Source organism: Rhizobium sp. RHZ01 (genome assembly GCF_014851595.1).
Classification (GTDB): Bacteria; Pseudomonadota; Alphaproteobacteria; order Rhizobiales; family Rhizobiaceae; genus Rhizobium; species Rhizobium altiplani.
The window spans coordinates 390,223-415,878 of sequence record NZ_JACUZZ010000001.1; the positions used below are offsets into that span (position 1 = coordinate 390,223).

Annotated in this window: 28 protein-coding genes; 15 read left to right on the forward strand and 13 right to left on the reverse strand. The window is 60.6% G+C overall.

Annotation, left to right across the window (positions count from 1 at the left end):
* Positions 1 to 7: 7 nt before the first annotated feature.
* The 9 genes from IB248_RS01730 (at position 8) to nuoG (ending at position 10,141) form a co-directional block, all read left to right on the forward strand.
* Positions 8 to 1,483, forward strand: coding sequence for an NADH-quinone oxidoreductase subunit M (locus IB248_RS01730; protein ID WP_192240130.1), 1,476 nt, complete (start codon positions 8 to 10; stop codon positions 1,481 to 1,483).
* Complete coding sequence (locus IB248_RS01735; RefSeq protein ID WP_192240131.1) at positions 1,480 to 2,919, forward strand: NADH-quinone oxidoreductase subunit N; 1,440 nt, start codon at positions 1,480 to 1,482, stop codon at positions 2,917 to 2,919. The genes IB248_RS01730 and IB248_RS01735 overlap by 4 nt, the downstream gene beginning before the upstream one ends.
* A gap of 161 nt (positions 2,920 to 3,080) precedes the next feature.
* Entirely contained in the window at positions 3,081 to 3,446 is a 366-nt protein-coding gene (locus IB248_RS01740) for an NADH-quinone oxidoreductase subunit A (protein ID WP_192240254.1), read from the forward strand.
* Positions 3,434 to 3,937 (forward strand): NADH-quinone oxidoreductase subunit B, encoded by a 504-nt coding sequence (locus IB248_RS01745; protein ID WP_025658428.1) that lies wholly within the window; start codon positions 3,434 to 3,436, stop codon positions 3,935 to 3,937. The genes IB248_RS01740 and IB248_RS01745 overlap by 13 nt, the downstream gene beginning before the upstream one ends.
* Positions 3,934 to 4,470, forward strand: coding sequence for an NADH-quinone oxidoreductase subunit C (locus IB248_RS01750; protein WP_192240132.1), 537 nt, complete (start codon positions 3,934 to 3,936; stop codon positions 4,468 to 4,470). The genes IB248_RS01745 and IB248_RS01750 overlap by 4 nt, the downstream gene beginning before the upstream one ends.
* A gap of 28 nt (positions 4,471 to 4,498) precedes the next feature.
* Positions 4,499 to 5,713, forward strand: coding sequence for an NADH dehydrogenase (quinone) subunit D (gene nuoD, locus IB248_RS01755; protein ID WP_192240133.1), 1,215 nt, complete (start codon positions 4,499 to 4,501; stop codon positions 5,711 to 5,713).
* Between the two features lie 17 nt (positions 5,714 to 5,730).
* Positions 5,731 to 6,243 (forward strand): NADH-quinone oxidoreductase subunit NuoE, encoded by a 513-nt coding sequence (nuoE, locus tag IB248_RS01760; protein WP_192240134.1) that lies wholly within the window; start codon positions 5,731 to 5,733, stop codon positions 6,241 to 6,243.
* Positions 6,244 to 6,247: 4 nt separating this feature from the next.
* A complete protein-coding gene (gene nuoF, locus IB248_RS01765) occupies positions 6,248 to 7,513 on the forward strand; it encodes an NADH-quinone oxidoreductase subunit NuoF (RefSeq protein WP_169679900.1) in 1,266 nt (421 codons plus the stop codon).
* Positions 7,514 to 7,543: 30 nt separating this feature from the next.
* A complete protein-coding gene (nuoG, locus tag IB248_RS01770) occupies positions 7,544 to 10,141 on the forward strand; it encodes an NADH-quinone oxidoreductase subunit NuoG (protein ID WP_192240135.1) in 2,598 nt (865 codons plus the stop codon).
* Positions 10,142 to 10,156: 15 nt separating this feature from the next.
* Here the strand turns inward: nuoG and IB248_RS01775 are convergent, their stop codons facing one another.
* The 9 genes from IB248_RS01775 to IB248_RS01815 all read right to left on the reverse strand — a co-directional run bounded on the left by IB248_RS01775 (position 10,157) and on the right by IB248_RS01815 (position 17,608).
* Positions 10,157 to 10,597, reverse strand: coding sequence for a CBS domain-containing protein (locus IB248_RS01775; protein ID WP_192240136.1), 441 nt, complete (start codon positions 10,595 to 10,597; stop codon positions 10,157 to 10,159).
* A 45-nt stretch (positions 10,598 to 10,642) separates the two neighbouring features.
* Positions 10,643 to 11,209 carry an NADH-quinone oxidoreductase subunit I gene (locus tag IB248_RS01780; RefSeq protein ID WP_025658437.1) on the reverse strand — a complete coding sequence of 189 codons (567 nt, stop codon included), beginning with the start codon at positions 11,207 to 11,209 and terminating at the stop codon, positions 10,643 to 10,645.
* Positions 11,210 to 11,239: 30 nt separating this feature from the next.
* Positions 11,240 to 12,226, reverse strand: a complete 987-nt coding sequence (gene nuoH, locus IB248_RS01785; RefSeq protein ID WP_025658438.1) for an NADH-quinone oxidoreductase subunit NuoH — start codon at positions 12,224 to 12,226, stop codon at positions 11,240 to 11,242.
* 224 nt (positions 12,227 to 12,450) lie between these two features.
* On the reverse strand, positions 12,451 to 13,461 hold the full coding sequence (locus tag IB248_RS01790; RefSeq protein WP_192240137.1) for a zinc-binding alcohol dehydrogenase family protein: 1,011 nt from the start codon (positions 13,459 to 13,461) through the stop codon (positions 12,451 to 12,453).
* Between the two features lie 148 nt (positions 13,462 to 13,609).
* A complete protein-coding gene (locus IB248_RS01795) occupies positions 13,610 to 14,401 on the reverse strand; it encodes a transporter substrate-binding domain-containing protein (RefSeq protein WP_312867191.1) in 792 nt (263 codons plus the stop codon).
* Between the two features lie 34 nt (positions 14,402 to 14,435).
* Positions 14,436 to 15,164: an amino acid ABC transporter ATP-binding protein gene (locus tag IB248_RS01800; RefSeq protein ID WP_192240139.1), complete on the reverse strand. Its 729-nt coding sequence runs from the start codon at positions 15,162 to 15,164 to the stop codon at positions 14,436 to 14,438.
* A complete protein-coding gene (locus IB248_RS01805; protein ID WP_169679892.1) occupies positions 15,148 to 15,798 on the reverse strand; it encodes an amino acid ABC transporter permease in 651 nt (216 codons plus the stop codon). Before IB248_RS01805 ends, IB248_RS01800 begins: the two co-directional genes overlap by 17 nt.
* A gap of 14 nt (positions 15,799 to 15,812) precedes the next feature.
* Positions 15,813 to 16,496 carry an amino acid ABC transporter permease gene (locus IB248_RS01810; protein ID WP_025658443.1) on the reverse strand — a complete coding sequence of 228 codons (684 nt, stop codon included), beginning with the start codon at positions 16,494 to 16,496 and terminating at the stop codon, positions 15,813 to 15,815.
* On the reverse strand, positions 16,493 to 17,608 hold the full coding sequence (locus IB248_RS01815) for a mannitol dehydrogenase family protein (RefSeq protein ID WP_192240140.1): 1,116 nt from the start codon (positions 17,606 to 17,608) through the stop codon (positions 16,493 to 16,495). Before IB248_RS01815 ends, IB248_RS01810 begins: the two co-directional genes overlap by 4 nt.
* A gap of 209 nt (positions 17,609 to 17,817) precedes the next feature.
* Between IB248_RS01815 and IB248_RS01820 the strand changes: the two genes are divergently transcribed.
* Positions 17,818 to 18,714, forward strand: a complete 897-nt coding sequence (locus IB248_RS01820) for a GntR family transcriptional regulator (protein ID WP_169679888.1) — start codon at positions 17,818 to 17,820, stop codon at positions 18,712 to 18,714.
* An 89-nt stretch (positions 18,715 to 18,803) separates the two neighbouring features.
* On the opposite strand, the gene IB248_RS01825 is transcribed toward IB248_RS01820, so the two are convergent.
* Positions 18,804 to 19,598: an ion channel gene (locus tag IB248_RS01825; RefSeq protein WP_192240141.1), complete on the reverse strand. Its 795-nt coding sequence runs from the start codon at positions 19,596 to 19,598 to the stop codon at positions 18,804 to 18,806.
* A gap of 136 nt (positions 19,599 to 19,734) precedes the next feature.
* A complete protein-coding gene (locus IB248_RS01830; RefSeq protein ID WP_192240142.1) occupies positions 19,735 to 19,941 on the reverse strand; it encodes a hypothetical protein in 207 nt (68 codons plus the stop codon).
* A 665-nt stretch (positions 19,942 to 20,606) separates the two neighbouring features.
* On the opposite strand from IB248_RS01830, the gene IB248_RS01835 reads away from it, so the two are divergent.
* Positions 20,607 to 21,074 (forward strand): L-2-amino-thiazoline-4-carboxylic acid hydrolase, encoded by a 468-nt coding sequence (locus IB248_RS01835; RefSeq protein WP_018855571.1) that lies wholly within the window; start codon positions 20,607 to 20,609, stop codon positions 21,072 to 21,074.
* A 466-nt stretch (positions 21,075 to 21,540) separates the two neighbouring features.
* Positions 21,541 to 21,687: a DUF1127 domain-containing protein gene (locus tag IB248_RS01840; RefSeq protein ID WP_018855572.1), complete on the forward strand. Its 147-nt coding sequence runs from the start codon at positions 21,541 to 21,543 to the stop codon at positions 21,685 to 21,687.
* Positions 21,688 to 22,233: 546 nt separating this feature from the next.
* On the opposite strand, the gene IB248_RS01845 is transcribed toward IB248_RS01840, so the two are convergent.
* Together IB248_RS01845 and IB248_RS01850 are read right to left on the reverse strand one after the other, a co-directional pair.
* Positions 22,234 to 22,875, reverse strand: coding sequence for a DUF1109 domain-containing protein (locus IB248_RS01845; protein ID WP_192240143.1), 642 nt, complete (start codon positions 22,873 to 22,875; stop codon positions 22,234 to 22,236).
* The gene (locus IB248_RS01850) at positions 22,872 to 23,420 is read right to left on the reverse strand and encodes a sigma-70 family RNA polymerase sigma factor (RefSeq protein WP_018855574.1); all 549 of its coding nucleotides are present in this window, start codon (positions 23,418 to 23,420) and stop codon (positions 22,872 to 22,874) included. Before IB248_RS01850 ends, IB248_RS01845 begins: the two co-directional genes overlap by 4 nt.
* A 192-nt stretch (positions 23,421 to 23,612) precedes the next feature.
* Here IB248_RS01850 and IB248_RS01855 point away from each other — a divergent pair, with 192 nt between their 5' ends.
* From IB248_RS01855 to IB248_RS01865, 3 genes are all read left to right on the forward strand, one after another.
* Positions 23,613 to 23,876, forward strand: coding sequence for a hypothetical protein (locus IB248_RS01855; RefSeq protein ID WP_025658451.1), 264 nt, complete (start codon positions 23,613 to 23,615; stop codon positions 23,874 to 23,876).
* Positions 23,877 to 23,957: 81 nt separating this feature from the next.
* Positions 23,958 to 24,800 carry a cytochrome b/b6 domain-containing protein gene (locus IB248_RS01860; RefSeq protein ID WP_192240144.1) on the forward strand — a complete coding sequence of 281 codons (843 nt, stop codon included), beginning with the start codon at positions 23,958 to 23,960 and terminating at the stop codon, positions 24,798 to 24,800.
* Positions 24,797 to 25,573, forward strand: coding sequence for a molybdopterin-binding protein (locus tag IB248_RS01865; protein WP_192240145.1), 777 nt, complete (start codon positions 24,797 to 24,799; stop codon positions 25,571 to 25,573). Before IB248_RS01860 ends, IB248_RS01865 begins: the two co-directional genes overlap by 4 nt.
* Positions 25,574 to 25,656 lie beyond the last annotated feature (83 nt).

Genomic DNA, 25,656 nt, shown 5'->3' on the forward strand with positions numbered 1-25,656 from the left:
GGCGTCCATGGGGTTGCCGCTGCTCAGCCTCATCGTATTCACGCCCGCCATCGGGGCAGGGGTGCTGACGCTTCTGCGCAGCGAAGATGCCATCAGATGGACAGCACTGGGCATCGCCATCCTCGACCTCGCACTCTGCATCATCATGCTTGCGAGTTTTGACACCACGACGCACGCGATGCAGTTCACCGAAAGACACCTCTGGGTGCCCGCGCTTGGGATCAGCTATGCGCTGGGCGTGGACGGGATCAGCGCGCTTTTCGTATTCCTGAGCGCGCTCCTTGGCGCGATCTGCGTGCTCGCCTCATGGGTCGCGATTGACCGGAGGGTGAAAGCCTTCATGGTCAGCCTGCTAGCCATGCAGGCGCTGATGCTCGGAGTGTTCTGCGCGCTTGACCTGTTCCTGTTCTATGTCTTTTGGGAAGCGATGCTGATCCCGATGTACCTCATCATCGGCGTCTGGGGTGGCGAGGGCCGGGTCTATGCGGCATTCAAGTTCTTCCTCTACACCTTGGCCGGCAGCGTCCTCTTTCTGATCGGCGTCATCGTGCTCTATTTCAATGGCGGCGAGACCTTCGACATCCTCGCGCTGACAGCGCAGGATTTGCCGTTCCGGATCCAGTCGTGGCTGTTCTTCGCCTTCCTGGTCGCCTTTGCAGTCAAGGTACCCATGGTTCCGCTCCACACCTGGTTGCCGGACGCCCATGTCCAGGCCCCGACGGCAGGCAGCATCATCCTTGCCGGCGTGCTCCTGAAGATGGGTGCCTACGGTTTCCTCAGGTTCTCTCTGCCGATGCTACCGGAAGCGTCGGCGTATTATTCCACGCTGATGCTGGCGCTTTCGGCCCTTGCGATCGTCTACGGCGGGCTGCTTGCGCTGGCGCAGGATGATCTCAAGAAACTGGTCGCCTATTCAAGCATCAGTCACATGGGCTTCGTGACACTGGGGATCTTTACGCTGAACCTGCGCGGGCTAGAGGGCGCCATCCTCCAGATGTTCAACCACGGCGTAACGACGGGCGCGCTGTTCCTGTTCGTCGGCCTGATCTACGAGCGGACGCATACGCGCAGCATCGCGGATTATGGCGGGTTGATGAAGGCAGCGCCTGTCTATACCGCGTTTTTCCTGCTGTTCACGCTGTCGTCGATGGCGCTCCCGGGAACGAATTCATTCGTGGGCGAACTGCTCGTGCTGTCAGGTGGTTTTGCGGCCAACCTTGTCGTCGGTGCGGCCGCCGTCTTTGGCGCCTTGCTGGGCGCGGCCTACCTGCTCGGCATGTATGGGAAAGTTGCGCTTGGTCCGGCAAACGTCGGTGCGAAGTTCAAGATACGCGATGTCAACGCCCGCGAGATGGCGGCGATCCTGCCGCTGGCGCTCTTCGTGCTCTGGGTCGGCTTTTATCCAAAGCCCTTTCTCGGCATCATCGACGCCTCGGTGAAGCAGCTCATGCTACATGTGCACGGTGAGGGGAGTGTCCAATGACTGCTGCCGCGCTCTTGCAGTCGATTGTAGCAAGCCTGCCCGAAATCGTGGTCGTCACCGGGGCCTGCATCCTCCTCATCCTCGGACAGCTTGTCCGGAAAGGGCAGGAGCAATTCCTTCTTTCGGCGTCCGTCGCGGTGGTACTGACAGCCGCTCTCCTGACGATCATGCTCGCCGGCGAGGTGCGCCCCGCTTACACGGGCATGTTCATCGCCGACCGTTTTTCGGTCTTTTTCAAGATGGTCTTTTATCTGGCCACCGTTCTGACACTCCTCCTTTCCAGAAAATATGCGGAGATCGAAGGCATCGCGAACAGCGAATATCATGTCCTGTTGCTCCTTGCGCTTTCAGGAATGATGATCATGGCCTCGGCGATCGATCTCCTGTCGATCTATGTTGGCCTCGAACTGATGGCGCTTTGCACCTATGTTCTGACCGGCTTCCTGCGCAAAGAACGGCGGTCGAACGAAGCAGCGCTGAAATATGTGATCCTTGGCTCGGCCTCGACCGGGATTTTCCTTTATGGCGTCTCGCTGGTCTACGGGCTGACCGGCACGACGCAACTGGATGGGGTCGCTGCGGCTGTGACCGGTGCCCGGCCCGATCCCGGATTGTTGCTTGCTGTCGTCTTCATTGTCGCGGGGCTGGTCTTCAAGGTCGGCGCGGTTCCATTCCACATGTGGTTGCCGGACGCCTATGAAGGGGCGCCGACAACCATCACCGCCTTCATGTCTGTAGGACCAAAAGCGGCGGGTTTTGCAGTGATCCTGCGCGTGTTTCTCAACCCGCTGGTCGCAGCCTCAAATGCCTGGATCATCGTCGCTGTCATCGCGGTCGCGACGATGGCGCTCGGTAGTTTCTCAGCGCTGGTGCAGGACAATTTCAAGCGCCTGCTCGCCTATTCCAGCATTGCCCATGCCGGCTTCGCCCTATTCGGCGTGGTGGCCGGCGGCGCAGATGGGATCGCCAGCGTGATGCTCTACCTGCTGATCTACTCGTTCATGAATCTCGGCATTTTCGGGACCATCATCATGATGCGCAACGGCGATTTCTCGGGTGAGACTATCGATGACTATGCCGGTCTTTCGAAGACGCATCCCGGGCTGGCGCTTTTGATGCTACTCTATCTGTTCTCACTGGCGGGCATTCCACCGACGGCCGGATTCTTCGCCAAGTTCTACGTGCTTGTCGCGCTGGTCGAGCAAGGCTTCGTCATGCTGGCGGTGAGCGCAGTACTGCTCAGTGTTGTGGCGGCCTATTTCTATATCCGCATCGCCATGCTGATCTACATGCGCGAACCCAAAAGGGCGTTTTCCCCCGCACTGTCTCCCTTGTTGCGCGCCACGCTTGCCTTTACCGCCGCCGGCACCATAGGAATTGGCCTGTTTCCGGCATGGTTTCTGAAGCTTGCCCAGCACTCGGTATTCGGTGGCTGATCTATTGAATTTGCAATGATCCACCCGACGGAATACACTGACAATTCTAGAAAGGATTGCCAAAGTCGCTTCCTTTGCGACCGCACCTCCGGTTCCGAACTGGCGCCGGCGGCGGCCTGAAAAGAACCCTCGGTGGGCGACCGCAGCAATGCGATATGACTATGACTGCAATGGAATTCCTGCCAGTCCTCGTCATGCTCGCCGGAGTTGCTCTGGTGACGGGAGCAACGCTTTTTGTCTCGTCACTGCTGCGGCCATCCAATCCCTATCCTGCAAAGAACGTGGCCTATGAATGCGGCATGGACCCGGCCGGCGAGGCCGCCGGGGGCCGTTTCAGGGTGCAGTTCTTCATGCTGGCGATCCTGCTGGTGGTCTTCGACGTCGAGACGATGTTTCTCTTTCCCTGGGCCGTCGTCCTGAAGGACATCGGTCTGGTCGGCTATGTCGAGATGTTCGTGTTCATGTTGCTGCTGATCGTGGGTTTCGCCTACGCCTGGCTGAAGGGAGCGCTGGAATGGGAGGCGTAGGCGATGCGATCCGCGACAGTGTGCTGTTCACGACTGCCGACAGCATCATCGGCTGGAGCCGACGCTCGGCGCTGTGGCCAGAAACCTTCGGCATTGCCTGCTGCGCCATCGAGATGATCTCGGCAGGATGCGCGCGTTACGACCTCGACCGGTTCGGCGTGGTGTTCCGGCCTTCGCCGCGCCAATCCGACGTGATGATCATCGCCGGTACCGTGACCCGGAAATTCGCTCCCGTCGTGCGCCGGCTTTATGACCAGATGCCGGAGCCGCGCTGGGTGATCGCTATGGGCACCTGCGCGATCTCGGGCGGGGTCTACAATACCTATGCGGTGGTGCAGGGATCGGAAACCTTCGTGCCGGTGGACGTGCATGTCCCCGGCTGCCCGCCTCGGCCCGAGGCGCTGATGCACGGTTTCCTGCTGCTTCAGGAGAAGATCAAGAAATCCCGCGCGCTGGCCGGGACGCCTCTCGATCGGATTGCAGCCTCATGAGCGTCAAGTCGGCTTTCAATCCCGCTCTGGTCATGGAACATTTCAACGCCGCAATCGAGGATCTCGGCGCCAGGCACGGCATTCATGCCTTTGCCGTTCCACCGGAAATGATTGTTGAGTTCTGCCGATTTCTGAAACAGCACCCGGCGCTGCAGTTCAATTTCCTGTCCGATATCTGCGGCGTCGATCATTACCCCGAGCTGCCACGCTATGAGGCCGTGTACCACCTCTATTCGCTGGAGAACAAATGGCGCGTGCGCATCAAATGCCGCCTTGGTGATCCGCCCAGCGTCCCGTCGGTGACGGGCATCTGGCGGACGGCCAATTGGCATGAGCGCGAAGCCTGGGACATGTACGGCATCAAGTTCGAGGGCCATCCCGATCTGCGCCGGATCTACATGTGGGAAGGCTTCGAGGGCTTTCCCCAGCGCAAGGATTTCCCCTTGAGGGGCTACAAGGACAAACTGAATCCCTTCGGTGCCGAAGGTCCGCCGCCGACGCAGCCGGACATCGCCACCAGGGACATCCCATAAGGAGGCCGTTCTACACCGGAGGGTTGAGATGACCGAAGTCACCGAGCTCAGCAGGCCGCAAGGCGAAGCGCTCCACACCAAGGAAGTGCTTCTCAATCTCGGCCCGCAGCACCCCAGCACTCACGGGGTGCTCCGGCTCGTTCTCGAACTGGACGGCGAGTATGTCGAGCGCGTGGACCCGCATATCGGCTACCTCCATCGCGGCACGGAAAAGCTCGCCGAGAGCTTCACCTACACCCAGATTTTCCCGCTCACGGACCGGCTCGACTATCTCTGTCCGCCGTCGAACAACCTGGCCTTCGCGCTGGCGGTGGAGAAGCTTCTCGGCATCGAAGCGCCGATCCGCGCTCAGTATATCCGCGTGATGATGGCAGAACTGGCAAGGATTTCCGGTCATCTCCTGATCACGGGTGCGCTGCCAATGGATCTCGGTGCAATGACTGCGCTGCTCTACGTCATGCGTGAGCGCGAAATGATCATGGACCTGCTGGAGATGATTACCGGTGCGCGCATGCACACGTCCTTTTGCAGGGTTGGCGGAGTGCGCGAGGATCTGCCCGACGGCTTCCTGCCCAAGATCAGGGAGTTCTGCGACATCTTCCCGAACCGGATCCGCGACTATGAGCGATTGCTCGAAGATAACAGGGTCTTTCTCAAGCGCACGAAGGGGATCGGCGTGATCTCCGGCGAGGATGCGATCGATCTTGGTCTGAGTGGCCCGAACCTGCGGGCCTCAGGTGTCGACTGGGATATCCGCCGCGACGAGCCCTACGAGATTTATGAAAGGCTCGCCTTCAACGTTATCACCCGCAACGAGGGCGATTGCTATGCGCGCTGGCGGTGCCGCGTTGACGAGATGCGCGAAAGCATCGCGATCATCGAACAATGCCTCGACCAGATGCCGGACGGCCCGTTCCAGATCGACATGCCGACGATCGCGTTCCCCGTGGACAAGGAACGCGTGCATTGTTCGATGGAGGCCCTGATCCAGCATTTCGACCTGTCGGCCTACGGCTTTGACGTACCCAAGGGCGAGGTCTATTCGGCGATCGAGGCGCCAAAGGGTGAATTGGGCTTCTACATTATCAGCGATGGGTCGCCGAAACCGTTCCGCATGAAAGTCCGCGCCCCGTCCTTCGTCAATCTGCAGGGGCTCTTCGGGGTGACCAACGCACACTACCTGGCCGACATGATAGCCGTGCTGGGTAGCCTCGACCCGGTGATGGCGGAGGTGGACAAGTAACTGGAGATCTGGATGCAATGAGCATGCGCGAAAAAATTGAAGCAGCGGCAGCGCGGTATCCGAACCAGCGCTCAGCGATCATGCCCGCGCTTCTGATCGCGCAGAAAGAACATGGTTATCTGCCGGGCCCCGTGCTCGAGGAGGTCGCCGACATCCTTGGCGTCGAGCGGATCTGGGTTTACGAGCTGGCGACTTTTTACACGCTCTTCCATACCGAACCGATTGGCCTGTTCCACCTGCAGCTCTGTGACAATGTTTCCTGCATGCTGTGCGGTTCGGAGAACCTGCTGAAACATCTCGAAACGGTGCTGCAGATCAAAAAGGGAGAGACGACCCCGGACGGGCTGTTCACGCTTTCGACCGTTGAATGCCTCGGGGCCTGCGAGATGGCTCCAGTGATGCAGGTTGGCGATGACTACCATGGCAAGCTGGATGACGCGCGGGTGAATCAACTGCTCGACAGTCTTCGGGCAGGAGTGTCGCAAGCGGCAGGCATTGAGCCCGCTTCGGCGCGGCCGCCGGGAGAGTAAAGCCATGTTCGAGCCGGTTCTCCTCAAGAACGTCAACGTGCAGGATGGTCATTTGTTGTCGACCTATGAAGCCGGCGGCGGCTACCAGGCGCTGAAGAAGGCGCTGCGCGAGCACGCCCCCGACGAGGTCATCGACCTCGTCAAGGAGGCAAACCTGCGAGGTCGCGGCGGTGCCGGTTTCCCGACGGGGATGAAATGGAGCTTCGTCCCGAAGCAAACAGGCAAGCCGAAATATCTCTGCTGCAACGCCGACGAGGGCGAGCCCGGTACCTTCAAGGACCGCATCATCATGGAGCGCGACCCACACCAGCTCGTGGAGGGGTTGGCGGTGAGCGCGTACGCAATTGGCGCCAAGACCGCTTATGTCTATGTTCGCGGAGAGTATGTGACAGCGATCCGTCGCCTGGAGCAGGCGATCGCCGAGGCCCACGATAAAGGCTACCTCGGGCGGAAAATCCTGGGCACCGATTTCGATTTCACCGTGCATATCCATTGCGGTGCTGGCGCCTATATTTGCGGCGAGGAGACCGCGATGCTCGACTCGCTCGAGGGTAAACGCGCCCAGCCTCGCCTGAAACCGCCGTTTCCGGCAGTCGAGGGGCTATATGCCAGCCCCACGGTGATCAACAATGTCGAGACGCTTGCCTGCGTGCCGCATATCGTGATGCGTGGCTCGAGGTGGTTTCGGGAGATCGGACCGGACAAGAGCCCCGGCCCGAAGCTCTATTGCGTCAGCGGACAGGTGTTGAAACCCGGTCTCTATGAGTTGCCAATGGGCATACCGCTGCGGGAACTCGTCGAGAGCCACGCCGGCGGCCCGTTGCCGGGACGCAGGATCAAGGCGGTGATCCCGGGCGGGGTCTCGGCGCCGGTCATACCGGAGAGTGGGCTTGATGTGGGGATGGATTTTGACTCGCTTGCTGCCGCCGGCTCGATGCTCGGCTCGGCCGGCGTGATCGTGATCGATGATGCGACCTGCATGGTCAAGGTCGCCACACGGATCGTCGAGTTCTTCCATCACGAATCCTGCGGCAAATGCACCCCATGCCGTGAAGGGCTGGACTGGGCGGTGAAAGTACTGCGCCGGGTCGAGGCGGGGCAGGGTGAGCCCGGTGATCTGGAGCAGTTGGACGCCCTGTGCAAAGGAATTTTCGGAAATACGTTCTGCGCGCTGGGTGACGGCGCGGCGATGGGACTGCGGGCTGCGCTCAAGCATTTCCGCGACGAGTTCGACGTCCATATCAAGGAGCACAGGTGCCCGTACCACTAGGGTGCATCGGGAGAAGACCGCGAGGAAGCCATGGTTCGCGTCACGATCAATGACCAGACACTGGACGTGGAGGCCGGGTCTACGGTGCTGCAGGCGGCTCAGCGTCTGGGTATCGACATCCCGACTTTCTGCTATATGAAGCGGCTGCCGCCGCTGGCCTCGTGCCGGATGTGCCTGATCGAAATCGAAGGACAGCGCAAGCTGCAGCCGTCCTGCGCCACCGCGGTCACAGACGGCATGGTCGTGCGAACGAACACGCCACTGATTGACGAAACACGTTCGTCCATGCTCGACATGCTGCTCGCCAATCACCCCCTCGACTGCCCCATCTGCGACAAGGGCGGCGAGTGTGAACTGCAGAACCAGGTGATGGCCTATGGGCCACGCGAAAGCCGTTTTCGCGATGCCAAACGCGTGTTCCATTCCGAAGATATCCGTCTGAGCCCCGTCGTCATCATGAATGTCAATCGCTGTATCCAGTGCCAGCGGTGCGTGCGGATGTGCGAGGAGGTGGTCGGCGCGGTCGCCTTGGGCACGGTCGAGAAAGGCATGGATACTGCCGTAACCGGGTTTGAGGGCAGTCTCGCGAGCTGCGACCAATGCGGCAATTGCATCGAAGTCTGCCCGGTCGGTGCGCTGATGAGCTTCCCCTATCGTTACAAGGCGCGGCCCTGGGATCTGGCCGAAACCGACACCATCTGCCCGCATTGCGGTACCGGCTGCCAGCTGACAGTTGGCACGCGCAAGGGCGAGTTCATGCGCGTGCGCTCAAAATGGGACCAGGGGGTCAACCGCGAAACGCTCTGCGTGCGCGGGCGCTTTGGCCTCGATTTTGTCACAAGCCCGGAGAGGATCAGGCGACCGATGGTCCGCCGTGATGGCGCCCTTGTCGCAGTTTCCTGGGAAGAGGCCGGGGACCACCTGAAACGGCGCCTTGCGGCGGTCGAAGGAAAGGCCGCAGGCGGGCTTGCCTCGCCACGCCTTCCAAACGAGACGCTTTATCAATTCCAGAAAATGATGCGCACGGTCTTCCGGACCAACAACATGGACTGTTCCTCGCGCTGGTCGACACCCTACGATCCGCTCGGTGCGTTGGTCACCGGCCACTACAGCCGCGCGCCGCTGGCGGACGTGATCGGCAACGATTGCGTGCTTGTCATAGGTGGTAACCCGACCGAGGAAAACCCGGTCACCGAATACCTCCTGCGGGACGCTGCGCGGCGGCGACAGACCGGATTGTTCATGCTTTCGGCCCGGCCATCCCGACTGGACGCCGATGCCAGGGCGGTCGTGCGTGTGTCACCGGGCGGTGAGGGGCCAGGTCTCGCTGGCGTGGTGGCTGGGCTCATGGCAGCGGCTGATCCGAACCTGCTGGGCGCCGTTCCCGCGAACCTCGGCGGATCGCCGGCGGCCATTGGCGATGAGGTATCTCGTCTGGTGCGGGCATTGCTCAACGCGCAGAGCGTCACACTGCTTGTCAGCGCCGAGCTCCTGAGGTCGTCGACAGCACGTGACACACTGCAGCAACTCTCAAACCTTATGCAGCTTGTCCGCCTGCTTGGCAAAAGACTGGCGATGCAGTTTCTCTTCGACCGCGCCAACCAGCTTGGAGCCTGGGATATGGGAGTGCTGCCGGCAACTCTGCCGGGGCTGCGCCCGGTCGCTGACGATCAGACACACACAACACTCGAACGGAGCTGGGGCACTGAGATACCGTCCGAGCCCGGCTCGGATTTCGACGGGATGCTCGGCCTCTGCGACAAGGGGCAGATGGGCGCGCTCTATATTGCCGGAAGCGACCCGCTTGGGTCCTATCCCGACCGTGCGTACGTACAGCAGGCCTTTCGTGCCGCCGAGCTCCTGATCGTGCAGGATGCGTTTCTCACCGAGACTGTCGGCATGGCCGAGGTGGTGCTGCCGGCCGCGAGTTACGGCGAGGAGCCCGGGACCTTCACCAACAATGAGGGCCGGCTCCAGAAGGTCTGCAAGTTCCATGAACCCGTCGGCGAGGCACGCGGCAATCTGGCGATCTTCGACTTCGTCGCGGCACTTCGTGGCCACTCACTGCGACCATCGATCCAACGCGAGATTTTCGACGAGATTGCCAGGCTGGTTCCTGCTTACGAGGGCTTGAACTGGGACGGCCTTGGCGCAGACGGAGCGTTCACCAAAGGGGGACTTGCGCCACCGGCTGGCGGGTTCTTCGCCCCGGCGCCTGCTTCCGCTCAATCCGACCGTCTCATGCTGGTCACCGGCAACTGCCTGTTCCACAATGGATATCTTTCCGAACGATCGGAAATCCTGAATACGGTCGCAGATGATCCCTATGTCGAGATGGGCGCACAGGATGCCGAGGAGTTGGACCTTTCCGATGGCGATCAGCTTGTCGTGCGCTCAGCCCGGGGCGAGCTGACTGCAAAGCTCAAGGTCAACAGGCGCTTCCCAAAGAACCTTGTGTTCGTTCCTGAAAACTACAGCGCGTTGCGCCTCAACAGCCTGATGCAGCGGGGCGAATACCCGTGTCCGGTGGAGGTTCGAAAGGCGCGGGTGGCCAATGGAACCGCAGCCACCGTCCTCGCACCTGACCCCGAAGACAACGCCCAGGGCATGACCGGTGGCCGCCTCTAGCCCTGGCGTGCCTTGTCAATGATAGCTGACCCCGCAGATGTAATCCTGCAGATCCTGCTCCGTGCGCATCGCTTCCTCGAGCCTGAACTTGACCACGTCGCCGATGCTGACGATGCCGGCGATGTTGTCGCCTTCCATGACGAGAACGTGGCGCGTCCGCCGCTCGGTCATGATCGCCATCACGAGAGGCAGTAAATCGTCTGTGGAGCAGGTCGCCACACGCTGGCTCATGATCTCGCTGACGCGCATGGCGGGTGCTTGGGTGCCATATTTGGCGACGGCATTGCAGCAGTCCCGCTCCGACACCGTTCCCAGGCATTCCCCCGGGTAACGGGCGACGATAACAAAGCCGATGTTGTTTTCTCGAAACAACCTCAGGACCTCCACCATCGTGTGGTTGGGTGTAACCGAGACGATCTCGGGAGACTTGCTGTTCAAGATCTGGCGCACATGCATGTGGGCCTCCTCTCTGCGCGCTTTGCCTTGACGGCTGGCGCATTTTCACGTTCGTCGGATATTACGCCACCAATTGTACCCCTGCCGCCCGCCGGTCTCGACCAGGACCTTCGGTTCGACACTGAGGCGCGCAGCCACCACGCTGCCGCCAGTCGCTGCCTTGCCCGGCTTGGCAAGCAGATCGTCACGCCCGATCACAAGCTCGCGCGAAGAGAAGCTGGAGAATTCGTATTGCTGGCCAAGCGCGATCGCGTCTGCTGGACAGGCATCCTCGCACAGGCCGCAGAAGAGGCACCGTGCCGTATCGATCTCGAATTTCGCCGGATGACGCTTGCCCTTCTCATCCTCGTAGGGGACGACTTCGATGCAGTCGCATGGACAAATGCGCGCGCAGAGTTCGCAGGCCACGCACTTGATCTCACCCTCTTCGTCACGCTTCAGGAAGTGATGCCCACGGTAGCGCGAATAGGGAAGCCATTTTTCCTTGTCCGGGTACTGCATGGTTACCGGTTTGGAAAACATGTAACCGAAGGTCAGAGCCAAAGCCTTCGCCAGGTCGGCGAAGAACGCCCAGCCGATCCATGTGCCAATTCTGTCCTGCGCGTGCGACATCGCTGCCTCACTACCGAGCCGCTCTGGCCCCTAAAGGAAGACAAGACCCGTGATAATTATGTTCGCCATCGAGAGAGGAAGCAAGACTTTCCATCCGATCGCCATCAGCTGGTCGTAGCGGTAGCGTGGGAAGGTGAAACGGAACCAGATAAACATATAGACGAAGAATGCGACCTTGAGCGCGAACCACAGGAGCGGTGGCAAGGGGATGAGCGCGCCGTTCCAGCCGCCAAAGAAAAGGATCACCGCCAGGACCGACACCAAAAGGACGATGGCATATTCGCTCACCATGAACAACGCAAACCGGATACCGCTGTATTCAGTATGGAACCCGGCACCGAGATCGCCTTCCGCTTCCGCCAGGTCGAAAGGAATGCGCTGGGCCTCGGCCAGGCCGGCGACAAAAAACACGAAGAAGCCGATCGGCTGGTAAACGATGTTCCACACATCGGCCTGCGCACGCACGATTTCCAACAGGCTCATGGATTGCGCCAGCATGACCACGCCGATCACCGCGAACCCCATCGGGATCTCGTAGCTGATCATCTGCGCGCAAGTCCTGAGGCTGCCGAGGACGGCATATTTGCTGTTGGCGGCCCAGCCACCGAAGATAACGCCATAGACCTCGATCCCAAGCACCGCGAAGACGAAGAGAAGCGCCACATTCATGTCGGAGACATAGAGGGAAATCTCGTTGCCGAGCACCGAGACGGATTCGCCGAAGGGGATCGCGACGAAGACGACAAAGGGCGGAGCGAGCGCCAGGATGGGAGCCATTTTGAACAGCAAGCGATCGGCCTCGGCGGGAATGTGGTCCTCCTTGGTCAGAAGCTTGATTCCGTCCGCCATAGGCTGCAGCAGCCCATGCCACCCAACCCGCATCGGCCCCATCCGCTGCTGCATGTGTCCGGCGATCTTGCGTTCCAGCCAGGTGAGAGGCAGAGGCAACAGCAGCAGCATCGCAATCAGCAACGCGACCTTGAAGACGATCAATCCGGTGGCGAGTACGAGTTCCATGGTCCGCGGCTGCTTGTTCACGGGTTGAAACACATGGCCGGTTTCTATCTCCGGCTATTCATTGCGTACTCTGCACCTGTCAGGTCGCAGATACAACTGCGACGCAGTCCATTCGGTTGCGCCCATGATCTTGTCGCTGCCTCACAGCTGCTGTCGCAGGCATTCGATGCTTCGGCGATAGCCCGTCAGGGACCCGCGCTCGCGCTTGAAATTCGTCGATGCTTTCAAACGTCCAGGATCGCCTTGATGACGCCGGCCTCGGGACGGGCCCATTCCACCAGCAGCGCCGCGCCATCTTCCAGGCGTCCCCGATGGGTATTGAGAGCACGGGTCGGCACCTTGCCGGCCTCGATCTGGCGCACGACCTCGGCAAAGTCGTCCGGTTGGGCATTGCGGCTGGCCAGAAGCGTCGCCTCACGCTTGTGGAATTCCGGGTCGGAGAAGGTGATGTCTTGCCGTACGACGGAGAGCAGCACATAGCGCGCGCCGTGGGCGAGGAAGGCGAAACCCCGCTCGATGGGGCCGGCACTCCCGGTCGCGTCGATCACCACATCGAAACCGTCGCCGCCGGTCAGGCGGTTCGCTTCCGCCTCGGCGGAGGCATCGGCGAGCATTGCAGCGTCAGCGCCGAGCCGGTCTGTGGCAAAGGCGAGCCGGTCGGCGCGCGTGTCCATGACAGTCACATGCGCTCCGCGCGTCTTGGCGAAAATGATCGCCGACATGCCGATCGGACCGGATCCGGTAACGAGCACGCGGTCGGCGGCGTTGATCGCGCCGCGCTTGACGCCGTGCGCGCCAATCGCCAGGAATTCGATCATCGCCGCATCTTCAAGCGCGATACCGCCCGTCGGCACCACGTTGGCCTCGGGCACCGAAACATATTCGGCCATGCCGCCGTCGCAATGCACGCCCAGCACGCGGATCGACTGGCAGGCATTCGTCAGCCCCTTCCGGCAGGCATGACATGTACCGCAGGAGAGATAGGGCACGATATAGACGTGTTCGCCCGTCTTGAGACGGCTGCCCTCAGGGGCTTCCTCGACCGTACCGGAAAGTTCGTGGCCCATGACGCGCGGGTATTCGAGAAAGGGGTGCTTGCCGGCGAAGATGTGAAAATCGGTCCCGCAGATGCCGACATGGCGGATGCGCACGAGAACCTCGCCAGCGCCGCGTGCCGGCGCCGGACGGGAGACAAGCGAAAGACGGCCGGGTTCTTCGCAGAGAAGCGCTTTCATGAGTTCATCCTGATTGTCTGAAGGTTTGGACGGCACCACAGAGCCGCCGGGCATATCGACAAGGTCCTTCCGCCTCATCATCAGTCGGCAGCCCGACCGGACGAGGGAGGTGCATGGGCGACCGTGGGTCGGCCGCCCCGCTGTCCGCTTACGGTTTCGGCATTTCCGCCGGCAGGTCGACGTTGTTGTACTTCTTGTAGATCTCGTTCAGCTTTCCATTGGCGAGATCGGTCTTGACCCAGTCGTTGACCGCCGCCTTCAGCGCATCGTCGCCCTTGCGCAGGCCAACGGCATAGGGATTGACCTTGAGCACGAACTTGACCTCGAGCGGGTCGTTCGTCCGGCGCTCGTTGACGGCATTCATGATCTGCGGAGCGGAGATCATGATATTGTTCTGGTCGGAGACGAGTGCGGTGACGAGGGTCGCGTCGTCGTCATAACGCACGATGTTGGCTCCCGTTGCCTGGCTTGTGGCTACCTTGTCGTTGGTCGTACCGCGGGTTGTTGCGACATCCTTGCCCACCAGTTCTTCCAAGCCCTTGATCTCAAGGCCCTTCGGAGCAGCTGCGATGACCTGGATGACGCCGTGCGGATCGGCGAAATCGATCACCTTCTTGCGTTCCTCACTGATGGAGAGCGAAGCGACGACCACGTCGGCCTTGTTTGTGAGCAGGAAGGGAATGCGGTTCGGGCTGGTCACCTCGATGATTTCGAGCTTCACGCCGAGGTGATCGGCGAGCAGCTTTGCGCTTTCCACCTCGGAGCCCGTCGGCTGCATGTTGGCGTCCTGCATGCCGAAGGGCGGTGAGCCGAGGTCGATGGCCGCGCGCAGCGTGCCGCGTGCCTTGATGTCGGCAAGCGTATCGGCGATGGCGATTGCCGGGACGGCACCAAAGAGAGCGAGCGCCAAAGCGCTGGTCATCAGGGTTCTGCGTTTCATCATTTAATCTCCTCCTTGAGACATTTCGATCGAATTAGAGGCCGTTGCTCAGGAACTCGTTTAGTTCCTTGGTCTGCGGATTATCCAGCATCGCGCCGGGGCCTGTTTCCCAGACCTTGCCCTGGTGCATGAAGATCACCTTGCTCGCCACCTTGCGGGCGAAGGCCATTTCGTGGGTGACGAGGATCATGCTCATGCCCGCGCGGGCGAGATCCTCCATGACGCGAAGCACCTCGCCGGTGAGCTGCGGGTCGAGTGCCGAGGTCACCTCATCGAAGAGCATCAGCTTCGGTTGCATGGCGAGCGAACGGGCGATGGCGACGCGCTGCTGCTGGCCGCCGGAAAGTTGCTCGGGGTAATTGTCGGCCTTCTCCAGGAGGCCGACCTTCGCCAGCACCTGCTCGGCAAGCGCGCGCGCTTCAGCCTTGCCCATGTTCTTCACGCAGGAAGGCGCGAGCATGATGTTTTGTGCCACCGTCAGATGCGGGAAGAGGTTATAGCTCTGAAAAACGATGCCGACGTCGCGACGCAGCGCCCGCCGGTCGAGTGCAGCGTCGTGGACCTTGTGGCCGCAAACGAGGATCTCGCCGCTGTCGATGGTCTCGAGTGCGTTGATACAGCGTAGCGCAGTCGATTTGCCTGAGCCCGAAGCACCGATCACCGCGATCACTTCGCTGGCGCCGATATCGAAACTGACCCCCTTCAGGACCTTCACGGCCCCGAAGCTTTTGTGCACGTTGCTGAGGCTAACGACGGCCGACATTGAGTTTCCTTTCAAGGCTGCGGCTCCAGGCCGAGAGCGGATAGCAGATGGCGAAGTAGAAGGCGGCGACGACGATGAACACCGTGAAAGGCTCAAAGATCGTGTTGTTGACAAGCTTGCCGGCCTGGGCGAGCTCGACGAAGCCGACAACCGAGGCCAGCGAGGTGTTCTTGACGATCTGCACGAGGAAGCCGACGGTCGGCGCCGTGGCGATGCGCATGGCCTGGGGAAGGATCACCCGGGTCATGCGTTGCCAGCGGCTGAGCGCCAGGCATTCTGCCGCCTCCCACTGGGTCTTCGGCACAGATTCCAGGCAGCCGCGCCAGATTTCCGCAAGGAAGGCAGAAGAGTAGATGACAAGGCCAAGGCCGGCGGCGACAATGGCCGGCAGGCTATCGAGGCCGATGACGGCAAGGCCGAAATAGAAGAGGAAGAGCGTGACGAGCAGCGGTGTGCCCTGCACGATCTGGATATAGCCGCTGGCAAGTCGCCGCAGCAGCGGGCTTGGCGAAATCCGGGCGAGCGCCATGGAAAAGCCCAGGACGGAACCCCCGATGAAGCCGATTGCTGAAAGACCGATGGTCCAGAGCGCCCCGACGGCGATGAATTCGATGTGGACGGGCGTGAGCGACATGTCCTGTTCCTTCCTCAGATGGCCGTGCCCAGCTTGCGCCGACGGGGGAAAATAACGAGGCCGAACAGGATGAAGGCTACCCGCACCACGAAGGACAAGGCGATGTATAGAGCCCCCGTGACGATATAGGTCTCGAAGGAGCGGAACGTGTCAGACTGGATGCGGTTTGCCACAGCCGTCAGTTCCTCGGCGGAAATTTGCGATGTGATCGACGAGGCGAGCATCAGCAGTACGTACTGGCTGGTCAGTGCCGGATAGACACGCTCGATCGCAGGACGCACGATGACGTGCCAATAGGTCTGGGTGCGCGTCAGCCCAAGACATTCGGCGGCTTCCAACTGGGACTTGTGAATGGATTCGAGGCCCGCCCGCACGATCTCGCAGGTATAGGCACCAACATTGACCACAAGGGCTGCGACGGCTGCCGTGTTCGCCGATACCTTCAAGCCCATCGAGGCGAAGCCAAAATAGACCAGGAAGATCTGCACCAGCAGCGGTGTGTTGCGTATCGTCTCGACGTAGACCGCTACCAGAAATTTCAGCCAGGAAGGACCGTCCGCCCGCGCGATGGCGCAGAGCGTGCCGACAACGAAGCCCAGGACTGTTGCGAGCGCAGAAAGCTTCAGCGTAAGCCAGACCCCCTGCAGGAACACCGGCCAGTACGGCAGGAGGGCGGAAAAGTCGAATGTATAGCTCATGCCGTCGCCTTCTGCCGGGAAACGATCGAGGAAAGAACCGGCGCTGGCGTACCGGCCCAGTCGAGGAAGGCCGCGATACGCCGTTCGACCTTCAGCGCGTGATTCCCAGCGATGTCGGCGATGCGGTGGTCGAGATAGGGATTGCGGAAGCGGTCCATGGTGGTGGCGACATAGGCGCGCGCCGCATCCTCCATCCCGCGTGCGGAGAATCCGGGCAAGACCTCGTCGCGATAGATCGCGTCGAGGCGGGTGTTGACGGCAGGCACTGCCAGGATGGCACGAACGGTCTCATGCTCCGGCCGGCCGTCGCGCTGCCAGATATCGGCAAGGACGCTGTGGCCGAGATTGAGAATATGCAGCTTGAGCCGCTCGTAGGGTTCGAGGTCGTCCGTCAGCACGATGGACGGATGCGTGCAGGGCAGGCGCAGGCCCGGCGTCCGCTCGATCGCCCAGAGCGCATAAGGCTCCGCCACCGCGCCCGCCGGCTGCAGCGGCTCGGAGACGATGCGATCGACGAGGGTGTTGGCGAAAACCACCTCCTGGTCGAGGAACCTCAGGAAATCCGCAGGGGCGCTGGCCGTCGCCGCAAGGTCGCGGACAATGGCCCTTAGCGCCGGTCCGTTGCGGTTGACGAGTTCGCAGGGCAGCACCGTCAGCGGACGCCCGCCGCGCTGCCAGCGGGCATGGAGAAGCTGAAGGAGCTTGCCGGGAAACGAGACAAGCGGCGTGTCAGCAGAAAGGCCGGTGGACGCCTCGCCGGGAGTGACCGCATAGCCTGAGTCACCGGTGTTGGAGACCACAAAATCGGCTTCGTGAGCGAAGAGATCGACGATCTCGGCCCAGTCGCCGGCGGTCGAAAGGCCGCGCGATACGCTTTTCACCGCCACGCGACGCTCGGTGGCCATGCCGTTTTCAAGGCCGCGAAGAACGACAGGAAAGCCCGCCGGATCGGAAAAGGCCGCAAGCCGACCGGCCCGCTCGGCAGAGCCCGAGGTCTGCACGATGACGACCGATGGCACCTCCTGACCCGCGTCCCGTGCCTCGTGCAGGAAAAGATCCACATGCGCCTGAAGGAAGCGGCTCGTGCCGAATTGAAGGATGAGCCCCGTCATAGGCCGAACACCGGGAGGCGGCCGGTGCCCAGAAGAAGACAGCAACAGAAAAGGGTGTGAGGATGCGCTTCGCATCCATTGTCCGCGTGCATGAACTCCTCCTTCCACACAGCTGGTCTGTTTTTTTTGTATAAAAGACATTATTTGGACGGGCAATCTGTTTTTTTTATAAAAAAATCATTGTAAAAGACAAAGCGTCGGGGGGCGGCATGAAGACGAACACGCTTTACAAACGGACGCTCAATCAATGTCTTGACGTACTCGCACGCAAGTCGCCGGGATCAAAGCTTGCGTCTGAGCCGGTCCTGGCGGCCGAACTCGGCGTCAGCCGGACGACGCTGCGCGCCGTGCTGGCGGAGCTTTCGAGCAGCGGTATCGTCGCGCTCGACGGGCGCTCCAAAGTGCTCCTGCGCCTGCCGTGCGCCAAGGACTATCAGGCAGGGACTGATCTCGGGCCGCTCGCGGAGATCGTGGAACGCAAGTTCATGACCTGGATGGTGGGGCCAGATTGCAGTCCTGGCCAGAGCATCAATGCGCTCGATCTCGCCCGCCAGTTTGGGGTCTCCACGTCTGCCATCCGCGAATGCCTCAACACGTTCAGCCATTTCGGCCTGCTGGAGCGGCAGAGCAGCGGACGCTGGAAGGCCCTCGGTTTGACGGTGGACTTCGTGGCCGAGCTTTTCGACATGCGCGAATTCATGGAAATCCGGGCAGTGGAGCGCTTCATGGCGCTACCGCCCGACCATGCCGCATGGCGCACGCTTGCGTTCCTCGAACAGGAGCATCGGGAGATGCTGGCCGAAATCAGCTGGCGCTACCGCGATTTCTCCGATCTCGACCACCGGTTCCATAAGCTGGTCCACGGCATCGCCCCCAACCGGTTCTTCATCAATATCCAGGGCGTGATGTCGGTCATTTTCCACTATCACTATCAATGGAGCAAGAAAGACGAGCGACAGCGCAATCACGTCGCGGTCGAGGAACATCTGGCCTATATCGCTGCCCTTCAGAGTGGCGACCTCAAACAGGCGCGGCATGCCTGTGCCGAGCATCTGAAGACCGCCCGCTCAACGCTTCTCTCCTCGATCGAGATCGCCTCGGACTGACCACGTCGCGTCCTTTCTCGGACAGACATCGCCCGCATGTCGCCCCGGGTTCGAAATCCGCCTCGAAACCCTGCCGTCGGCAAGGCCCTTCAGTTTCCTTCGTCGGGGATATTCAGCACCTCCCCACAGGCCTTGCAATGCACGGCATCGGTATCGTGCCGCTGCAGGCCGCATCTGGGGCACGGGAACGTGACTTTGTGCGGACGCACGACCGCCTGCGCCAGCCGTACAAAAAGCGAGATGCCGACGATCATGGTGACCACCGACGTGAGCTTTCCGAGGGTTCCGGGCAGCGTGATGTCGCCGAAGCCGGTCGTTGTGACAGTTGCGACCGTGAAATAGAGGGCGTCGACGAAGCCTTCCTCACCGTTTCTGTCGTAGAAGAACGACGTGTAGACGAATCCCGTGATCAGGAAGAGGAAGACCAGGAAGTTCAGGATCGCGCGCAGAACCTCAACGAATTCGCTGCAACCAATCCGACGCAATCCTGCCAGAAGAAGGGGGCTACGGCCGAGCGCCCAGAGGCGCATGACCCGGAGGAAGGCGAAATTGAAGAGAAGGGACGGGAAGAGCAGGGTCGCCAGAATGATCAGGTCGACCCATGTCATCGGTCGAACGAGCCATGCGCCGACTGAGGGGGCTGCGACTGCGCGCGCCACCATCTCGAGAATGATCCACGCCGCAATCGCGTAATCGATGATCAGGTAGGACGGTCCCGTTCGCAGATAGGGCCCGAGGACGAAAAACGCGAGGATGGCTATGTCAACCGCCATGAAAGCAGCCTGCACCGCCATCGCCTTGGCGTCATCGCTCGTTTCGAGGCGACGAAGCCAAACGCGGATAGACTGCCGATACGAACGATCACCAAGGTCGAGGATGCCCATGTATCCGAAATGTACTCGCTTTGCGCGCCTCGTTATAGATCAAAATAGCGAGGGCAAACGACATGCGTACACGTCATGGGTACACTTTGGACATGCGCTCGAACTGCCGTCAGGCAAACACCTAGGCTGGCCAGATCTAATCGGAGCGACGGGCCTCGGCGGGCTTCTTTGACGAAGCTCGCTTGCGTTTCCCGCCCTTGCCGGGGTTCGACCGCACCCGGCTTCGCAGGCTTATCCGCGATGGAATCGGTTGCGCATCGACCAGAAGCGGTTTTGCATTGATCGCTGCGATGCTTGCCTCAAGCGCAGTCAGCCCGGAAATCACATTATCGAAGATGCCCATGTCCTGCTCCGTTGTTTCTGGCAAAAACCTAACATGGGTTCCTGGGGCAGGCCACCTCATATTAGAGGATTCTTATTTTTCGAATCAATCGAACCTACCAACGCGACGACGGTGCTCCGGAATTTCGTGCTCGGACCTCAAAACGCGGACGTAGTCTGCCGCAGGTCCGCCATACGCCATTTGCGGCCTGTAGCTGCGATGAGCCTGCTCCTTTTCCACCTCATCTGATGCTGACGCCCGAAAACGGCTCTTGATACCATGACTCGAATAATTTCAGTATCATCGGGGGAAGGGCAGCCAAACCAGGAGAGCACCGTCGCGTCAAGATTTGCAAGCGCTTGCAAGAGCTTGACGGCGAGGTAGGCCTTGGTCATGACGGCACCGCGGACGGCATCGGCAATCGCTCCGTCTTATTTTTGTCGTTGCCGCGGAAATCGAGCGCAGCGCTTTACAGAACCGATGGCGAAACCGCGCTCTTTCATTGCCACGTACAGCGCTCGACGCTGCCCTGACTGCTACATCGAGCCTTGAACGTGATTGGCAGCGTGTGGCAAGGTTGCGCCCACCACCCTAGACAGACGAAGCAAAGGGAACCCGGCATGTCGGATTTGCCAAATGAAGAGACAAGTTGCCCGGACCCAGCGACTGCAGAAGCGCCAAAACCAATGGGCATCCTCCAGCGGCGCAAGATCGAAGCGGCCATTATCGCGCCGATCTATGATGAGTTGAGGCAGCGGCTGGGCGAAGCGGAGGCACAGGCGATCATCGATGCCGCTGTAAGCAAGGCGGCGATGCGGGCCGCCCGTGAATTCGCAGACGCGACGGAGGAAGGCACCAGTCTGTTGACGTTTCAGGCGCTGCAAAGCCTTTGGACGCAAGATGACGCCCTTGAAATCGAGGTCGTGCGGGCGGATGACAAGGTGTTTGACTACAACGTCCTGCGCTGTCGTTATGCCGAAACCTACCGCGAGATGGGGCTCGGCCACATAGGCCATCTCCTGTCCTGTAACCGGGATGCCGTCTTCTGCAAAGGCTACGATACTCGCATCAAAATGTCTCGAACGCAGACCATCATGCAAGGCGCGACACATTGTGACTTCCGGTATGTCCTGGAGGAGAAAACCGCGCCGTAGCCGGTCACCGCCAGGGCAATTCAACCAGGCTTCATTTCCACGAAGATCGCTGACCTCGTCAGCGGACAGCGGGAGCCTCCGGCGTGGTCCAAGGAGCGCCCTTCGAGCACTCCCACAGGATCACTTCCACCGATTTTGCGAACCGAGATTGGCATGGGGAGCCGAGGACAGTCGATCAGGGCGCGCAGCCTCTTTAATGGGCAGCAGGTATATTTGCCAGCTGGCTCGGCGGCCTGAAAAAGCGACCATCGTCCCTGGCGTCTTCCAGCGAAACGGGCTCGCCCGTGGGGTTAAAAAACAAGCATATTCTGAAAGCGAAAGATCATCCTATGCACCACACGCATAGGTGAGGTGAGGTATTGTCACTGTTTTAAACCGATTGAACCACCTATATCTCAACCATCGAAACGACGCCGGAGCCAAGCAAGGTTGCTGACGTCATTAGCCCTCAGGAAAGGGGATTATCATGAACGTAGCACGCTCTTTCAACAACTGGCGCAAGTTCCGTCAGACTGTCAACGAACTCGGCCGTATGTCCAGCCGCGAATTGCAGGACCTTGGCATCGACCGCGCCGACATCCGCAGCGTTGCCCGCGCAGCGGTCGCCCGCTGACCGCGCACACCTTCCGTCTCCAAGACTGCCCGACGCCCGCTGGTAACGCGGGCGTTTTTGCGTCGATCGCGATAGCTGAGGTCGGTTCAGGCCCTATAGTCATCGCCAGTCTTACCAAGTTGCATCATTTGCATAGCTGCAGTGCAACATAAGGCATGGAAACTGCCGCCGAACGATGTAGTGTTGGAGCTGTCGAAGCAATGCACCTCCTCCCGCAATGCTTCGAGTTTCAGACGGCCAATCTCCTCCCAGGGCGTCTGAAGGAACAGCGACACTCCTCCTCCCAGTTGCTGTTCGGTTCTTTTCGAAAAGCCTGCCGCACCTCCTCCCGCGGCAGGCTTTTTGCTTTTTGGCCATGTCTCGCTCAAAGGCCGGGATCGAGTTGCGGCAGGTTTCCTTCGTCGCACACACAGATGCAGGAATAGCGGTGCAGCGCTTGCCCGGGGCCAATCTGGAGCCTTCGAATTCCTGTTAAGCCCCCGCGCGATTGCTTCTCGCCGATTCCATCGCACTTAGAAGTTTCCTGAACCTCCAGTCCGGCTTGGCTTACCAGCGCAGTAGCGACCGCGATGTCGACGCGCCGAGGATGCCGCACAGGACGATACCGAGCGTGTACCAGAGCGCTACGAAAGGCAGTCCGTTTTCGATGCAGCCCCAGGAATAGGTCCAGGCACCGACAGCCCCAGCCGTGATGCCGGCGACAAATCCCGCCAGACGAAGATGGGTCGGGGCCGCGCGGCGCAGGAACCAGATATTGGCGGCGAAGACCGGAAGGGCCGCACCAAGGATGATTATCGGGCAAAACCAGGAGGAAATGCCGAATATCAATGCCGGATAGTCGCTTGCCGGAGATGCATGCAACTGCCACAGGCCAAGTGCGACCAAGATCAGGTAGATGATAAGAGCGGCAATACCGCAGCTGCGTGGAACGCCACCCGGTCGAGCGACGATCATCAGCGCGCCGATGCCGGTTAGCGCCAGCAACAGCGGATAGAAGGACTTGACCCAGAAGGCCGGCAGATGAAGCGCTGTCGACAGGTCGGGCCTCAAGCCATGCGCAAAGAATATCAGGGCCGCCGACAGCACAAGACCAGGCGCCAGAGCCAATGCCAGCAGCCGCCCGAGCGCACCCGGCGAAACCGGCCGCAGGTCTCTTGCCAGAGCGTTGATGAGGTCATCGGTCGTCACTTACCTTCGCCTTTCAATTTCGCCGCCATTGCCTGTATACCGCGGAACACACTGATCTTGACCATGGCTTCGCTGCGCCCGCTGCTTGCCGCAGTTTCGGCGACGGAATGTCCTTTGAGCCTGACATCCCGGATCATCTCACCCTGCCATGCCGGCAGGCTTTTCAGTAGCCGGTCGATATCCATGCCCGCCGCGATCGCATCCTCGCTATAGGCGTCCACCATGTCTTCGACCATCTCCAGTCCGAGATAGGAACGTCCACCCGTCCTGCGGTGGTGATCCACCAGCTTGTGGCGCGCGATGGTGAAGAACCATGCCGTGAACGGCCTGCCCCGATCGTAGGTGATCCTGCGTTGATGCAGGGCGAGCAGTGTTTCCTGGACAAGGTCCTCAACGTCGGCCGAGGCTGAGCGGTAGAGCCGTCGCGTGTAGTAGCTTGCAAGCAGATGCCGCAGCATCTCGAGCAGACAGCGATATGCCGCCTCGTCGCCATCGAGGGACAAGAGCATCAGGGCTTTCAGCTCGGGCTCGGTCAATTGCTTCATGTCTATGAGCACTCATACGGCCAGATGAGGAAACCGTTACACGCGGGCGAAAGGAAAAGCGAGAAAACTGAAGCGACAGAATTTTCACGATCACATGACCGTGATGCCTGTAACCGGTCAGCGCTACAGCCGAAGGAGCCGATGTGACCGTCGTCGCATCCTGCGGCGACCACGCAACCTGGGAGAACCAGCATGAGCATTCGTCCTTTCGCCGTCACTGCAGGCACGGTCTTTCTCGGTCTTTTCCTTGCCGCTGGCGGGACCAGCGCACAGACGGGCACGGACACGATGAAGAAGTCCGACACGATGAAAATGGACAGCATGAAGACCGGCTCCATGAAAACAGACAGCATGAAGATGGGCATGAGCAAGGCCGACTGCATGCACAAGGCCGGCATGGAGAAGGACAGCATGAAGAAGACCGAAATGATGAAAAGCTGCGATGCGATGAAGTGATCAGGTGGCGCCTTTGCCGGTGAAACTCCGGCAGGGGTGGCGCCGTATAGCAAGATGACGACTGCTGTGAGGACGCGATCAATGGAAACTGCTGATCTTGGCATGACGAGCGGACGAAGGCTGATCCGTCGCCACAGCCTGACCGTGCGCCTGTCGCACTGGCTTAACGTGTTGTGCATGACGATCCTGCTGTTCAGCGGGCTGCAGATCTTCAATGCCCATCCGGCCCTTTACTGGGGCCAATATGGTGCTGACAGCGATCCATCCTTCCTCTCCCTGGAGGCGGTGGAAGAGGGGGATTCCGTCCGGGGTGTCACTCGCGTCGGCGGGCTGTCATTCGACACGACCGGAACGCTCGGGGTATCGAATGTTGATGGCGAACCCACTGCGCGCGGGTTCCCCGCCTGGATCACGCTCCCGAGCTACCAGGATCTCGCAACCGGGCGCCGGTGGCACTTTTTCTTTGCATGGCTGTGTGTCGTCAACGGCCTGATCTACCTGGGCTACGGTCTTCTTACCCGCCATTTCCGCCGCGACCTGTTGCCGACGACTGACGAACTGGCCCCCGCGCATCTGGCGCAGGAGATTGTCGACCATGCCCGACTGCGTTTCCCCAGGGGCGAAAAAGCGCGCAGCTACAATGCCTTGCAGAAGCTGACCTATCTGCTGGTAATCTTCGTGGCTCTGCCGCTGATGATTGCCACCGGCCTCACCATGTCACCGGGGTTCGATGCTTTCGCACCATGGCTCATCGATCTTTTTGGCGGTCGTCAGTCGGCCCGGACGCTGCATTTCATTACCGCCAGCTCACTCGTTGCCTTCGTTGTCGTCCACGTTGCGATGGTTCTGGTGTCCGGCGTCTTTAACAACATGCGTTCGATGATCACCGGTCGCTACGCGATCCAGACGGAGCCAAAGCCATGAGCAGCCTCATAACCCGCCGCCGATTTCTGATTGGCTCGACGCTTGGCGCATCGGCGCTTGGTCTCAGCGGCTGCGACATGTTGGTCGAAAACCCGAAAGTGCAGTCGGTCCTGAAGATCGCCGAGGGCCTGACGATGCGCACGCAGCGCCTGCTGATCGGAGATGACGCACTCGCGCGCGAATTCACCATGGCGGACATCTCGCCGACCTTTCGAGCCAATGGCACGAGCATGCCGGACGGGGCGCAATATCAGGAGCTGCTCGGCCGGAAGTTCCAGACGTGGCAGCTGCAGGTCGGCGGTCTGGTCGAGCGTCCGGCGGCTTTCTCGCTCGCCGCATTGAAAGCGATGCCGTCGCGAACCCAGATCACCCGACACGACTGCGTCGAGGGATGGAGCGCCATCGGCCAGTGGACCGGCGTTCCGCTCGGCGCCCTGTTGCATCAGGTCGGCCTGAAGCCAGAGGCGCGCTATATCGTTTTCCATTGCGCCGACGAATACGAGAAAACACTCGACAACAGCGGCTGGTATTACGAGAGCATCGATCTCGTCGATGCCTTCCATCCGCAAACTATCCTCGCCTATGCGATGAATGGCCGGGACCTCGAAGTGCCGCATGGCGCGCCGCTCAGGCTCCGGGTCGAGCGGCAGCTCGGCTACAAGCAGGCAAAATACCTGATGCGCATCGAGGCGCTCGCCGATCTGTCTGGTCTTTATGGCGGCAATGGTGGGTTCTGGGAAGACCGCGGCTACGAATGGTACGCCGGAATTTGATGTTCGCGGGGCCGGCCTGTTGGCAGCGCCTCGAGAAAGCCGACGGTTTCAACCCGCATCCGCCGGCCGTTTCGATGTCAGGG

Excerpts from the sequence above, each read along its gene's own strand:
- IB248_RS01730 (WP_192240130.1), top strand. The coding sequence starts at position 8 with ATGGGGTTGCCGCTGCTCAGCCTCATCGTATTCACGCCCGCCATCGGG.
- IB248_RS01750 (WP_192240132.1), top strand. The coding sequence starts at position 3,934 with ATGAGCGTCAAGTCGGCTTTCAATCCCGCTCTGGTCATGGAACATTTC.
- nuoG (WP_192240135.1), top strand. The coding sequence starts at position 7,544 with ATGGTTCGCGTCACGATCAATGACCAGACACTGGACGTGGAGGCCGGG.
- IB248_RS01745 (WP_025658428.1), top strand. The coding sequence starts at position 3,434 with ATGGGAGGCGTAGGCGATGCGATCCGCGACAGTGTGCTGTTCACGACT.
- nuoF (WP_169679900.1), top strand. The coding sequence starts at position 6,248 with ATGTTCGAGCCGGTTCTCCTCAAGAACGTCAACGTGCAGGATGGTCAT.
- IB248_RS01850 (WP_018855574.1), bottom strand. The coding sequence starts at position 23,420 with ATGAAGCAATTGACCGAGCCCGAGCTGAAAGCCCTGATGCTCTTGTCC.
- IB248_RS01805 (WP_169679892.1), bottom strand. The coding sequence starts at position 15,798 with ATGTCGCTCACGCCCGTCCACATCGAATTCATCGCCGTCGGGGCGCTC.
- IB248_RS01795 (WP_312867191.1), bottom strand. The coding sequence starts at position 14,401 with ATGAAACGCAGAACCCTGATGACCAGCGCTTTGGCGCTCGCTCTCTTT.
- nuoE (WP_192240134.1), top strand. The coding sequence starts at position 5,731 with ATGAGCATGCGCGAAAAAATTGAAGCAGCGGCAGCGCGGTATCCGAAC.
- IB248_RS01865 (WP_192240145.1), top strand. The coding sequence starts at position 24,797 with ATGAGCAGCCTCATAACCCGCCGCCGATTTCTGATTGGCTCGACGCTT.
- IB248_RS01800 (WP_192240139.1), bottom strand. The coding sequence starts at position 15,164 with ATGTCGGCCGTCGTTAGCCTCAGCAACGTGCACAAAAGCTTCGGGGCC.
- IB248_RS01735 (WP_192240131.1), top strand. The coding sequence starts at position 1,480 with ATGACTGCTGCCGCGCTCTTGCAGTCGATTGTAGCAAGCCTGCCCGAA.
- IB248_RS01810 (WP_025658443.1), bottom strand. The coding sequence starts at position 16,496 with ATGAGCTATACATTCGACTTTTCCGCCCTCCTGCCGTACTGGCCGGTG.
- IB248_RS01740 (WP_192240254.1), top strand. The coding sequence starts at position 3,081 with ATGACTGCAATGGAATTCCTGCCAGTCCTCGTCATGCTCGCCGGAGTT.
- IB248_RS01855 (WP_025658451.1), top strand. The coding sequence starts at position 23,613 with ATGAGCATTCGTCCTTTCGCCGTCACTGCAGGCACGGTCTTTCTCGGT.
- IB248_RS01830 (WP_192240142.1), bottom strand. The coding sequence starts at position 19,941 with ATGGGCATCTTCGATAATGTGATTTCCGGGCTGACTGCGCTTGAGGCA.
- IB248_RS01780 (WP_025658437.1), bottom strand. The coding sequence starts at position 11,209 with ATGTCGCACGCGCAGGACAGAATTGGCACATGGATCGGCTGGGCGTTC.
- IB248_RS01775 (WP_192240136.1), bottom strand. The coding sequence starts at position 10,597 with ATGCATGTGCGCCAGATCTTGAACAGCAAGTCTCCCGAGATCGTCTCG.
- IB248_RS01825 (WP_192240141.1), bottom strand. The coding sequence starts at position 19,598 with ATGGGCATCCTCGACCTTGGTGATCGTTCGTATCGGCAGTCTATCCGC.
- nuoD (WP_192240133.1), top strand. The coding sequence starts at position 4,499 with ATGACCGAAGTCACCGAGCTCAGCAGGCCGCAAGGCGAAGCGCTCCAC.
- IB248_RS01815 (WP_192240140.1), bottom strand. The coding sequence starts at position 17,608 with ATGACGGGGCTCATCCTTCAATTCGGCACGAGCCGCTTCCTTCAGGCG.
- IB248_RS01860 (WP_192240144.1), top strand. The coding sequence starts at position 23,958 with ATGGAAACTGCTGATCTTGGCATGACGAGCGGACGAAGGCTGATCCGT.
- IB248_RS01790 (WP_192240137.1), bottom strand. The coding sequence starts at position 13,461 with ATGAAAGCGCTTCTCTGCGAAGAACCCGGCCGTCTTTCGCTTGTCTCC.
- IB248_RS01840 (WP_018855572.1), top strand. The coding sequence starts at position 21,541 with ATGAACGTAGCACGCTCTTTCAACAACTGGCGCAAGTTCCGTCAGACT.
- nuoH (WP_025658438.1), bottom strand. The coding sequence starts at position 12,226 with ATGGAACTCGTACTCGCCACCGGATTGATCGTCTTCAAGGTCGCGTTG.
- IB248_RS01835 (WP_018855571.1), top strand. The coding sequence starts at position 20,607 with ATGGGCATCCTCCAGCGGCGCAAGATCGAAGCGGCCATTATCGCGCCG.
- IB248_RS01820 (WP_169679888.1), top strand. The coding sequence starts at position 17,818 with ATGAAGACGAACACGCTTTACAAACGGACGCTCAATCAATGTCTTGAC.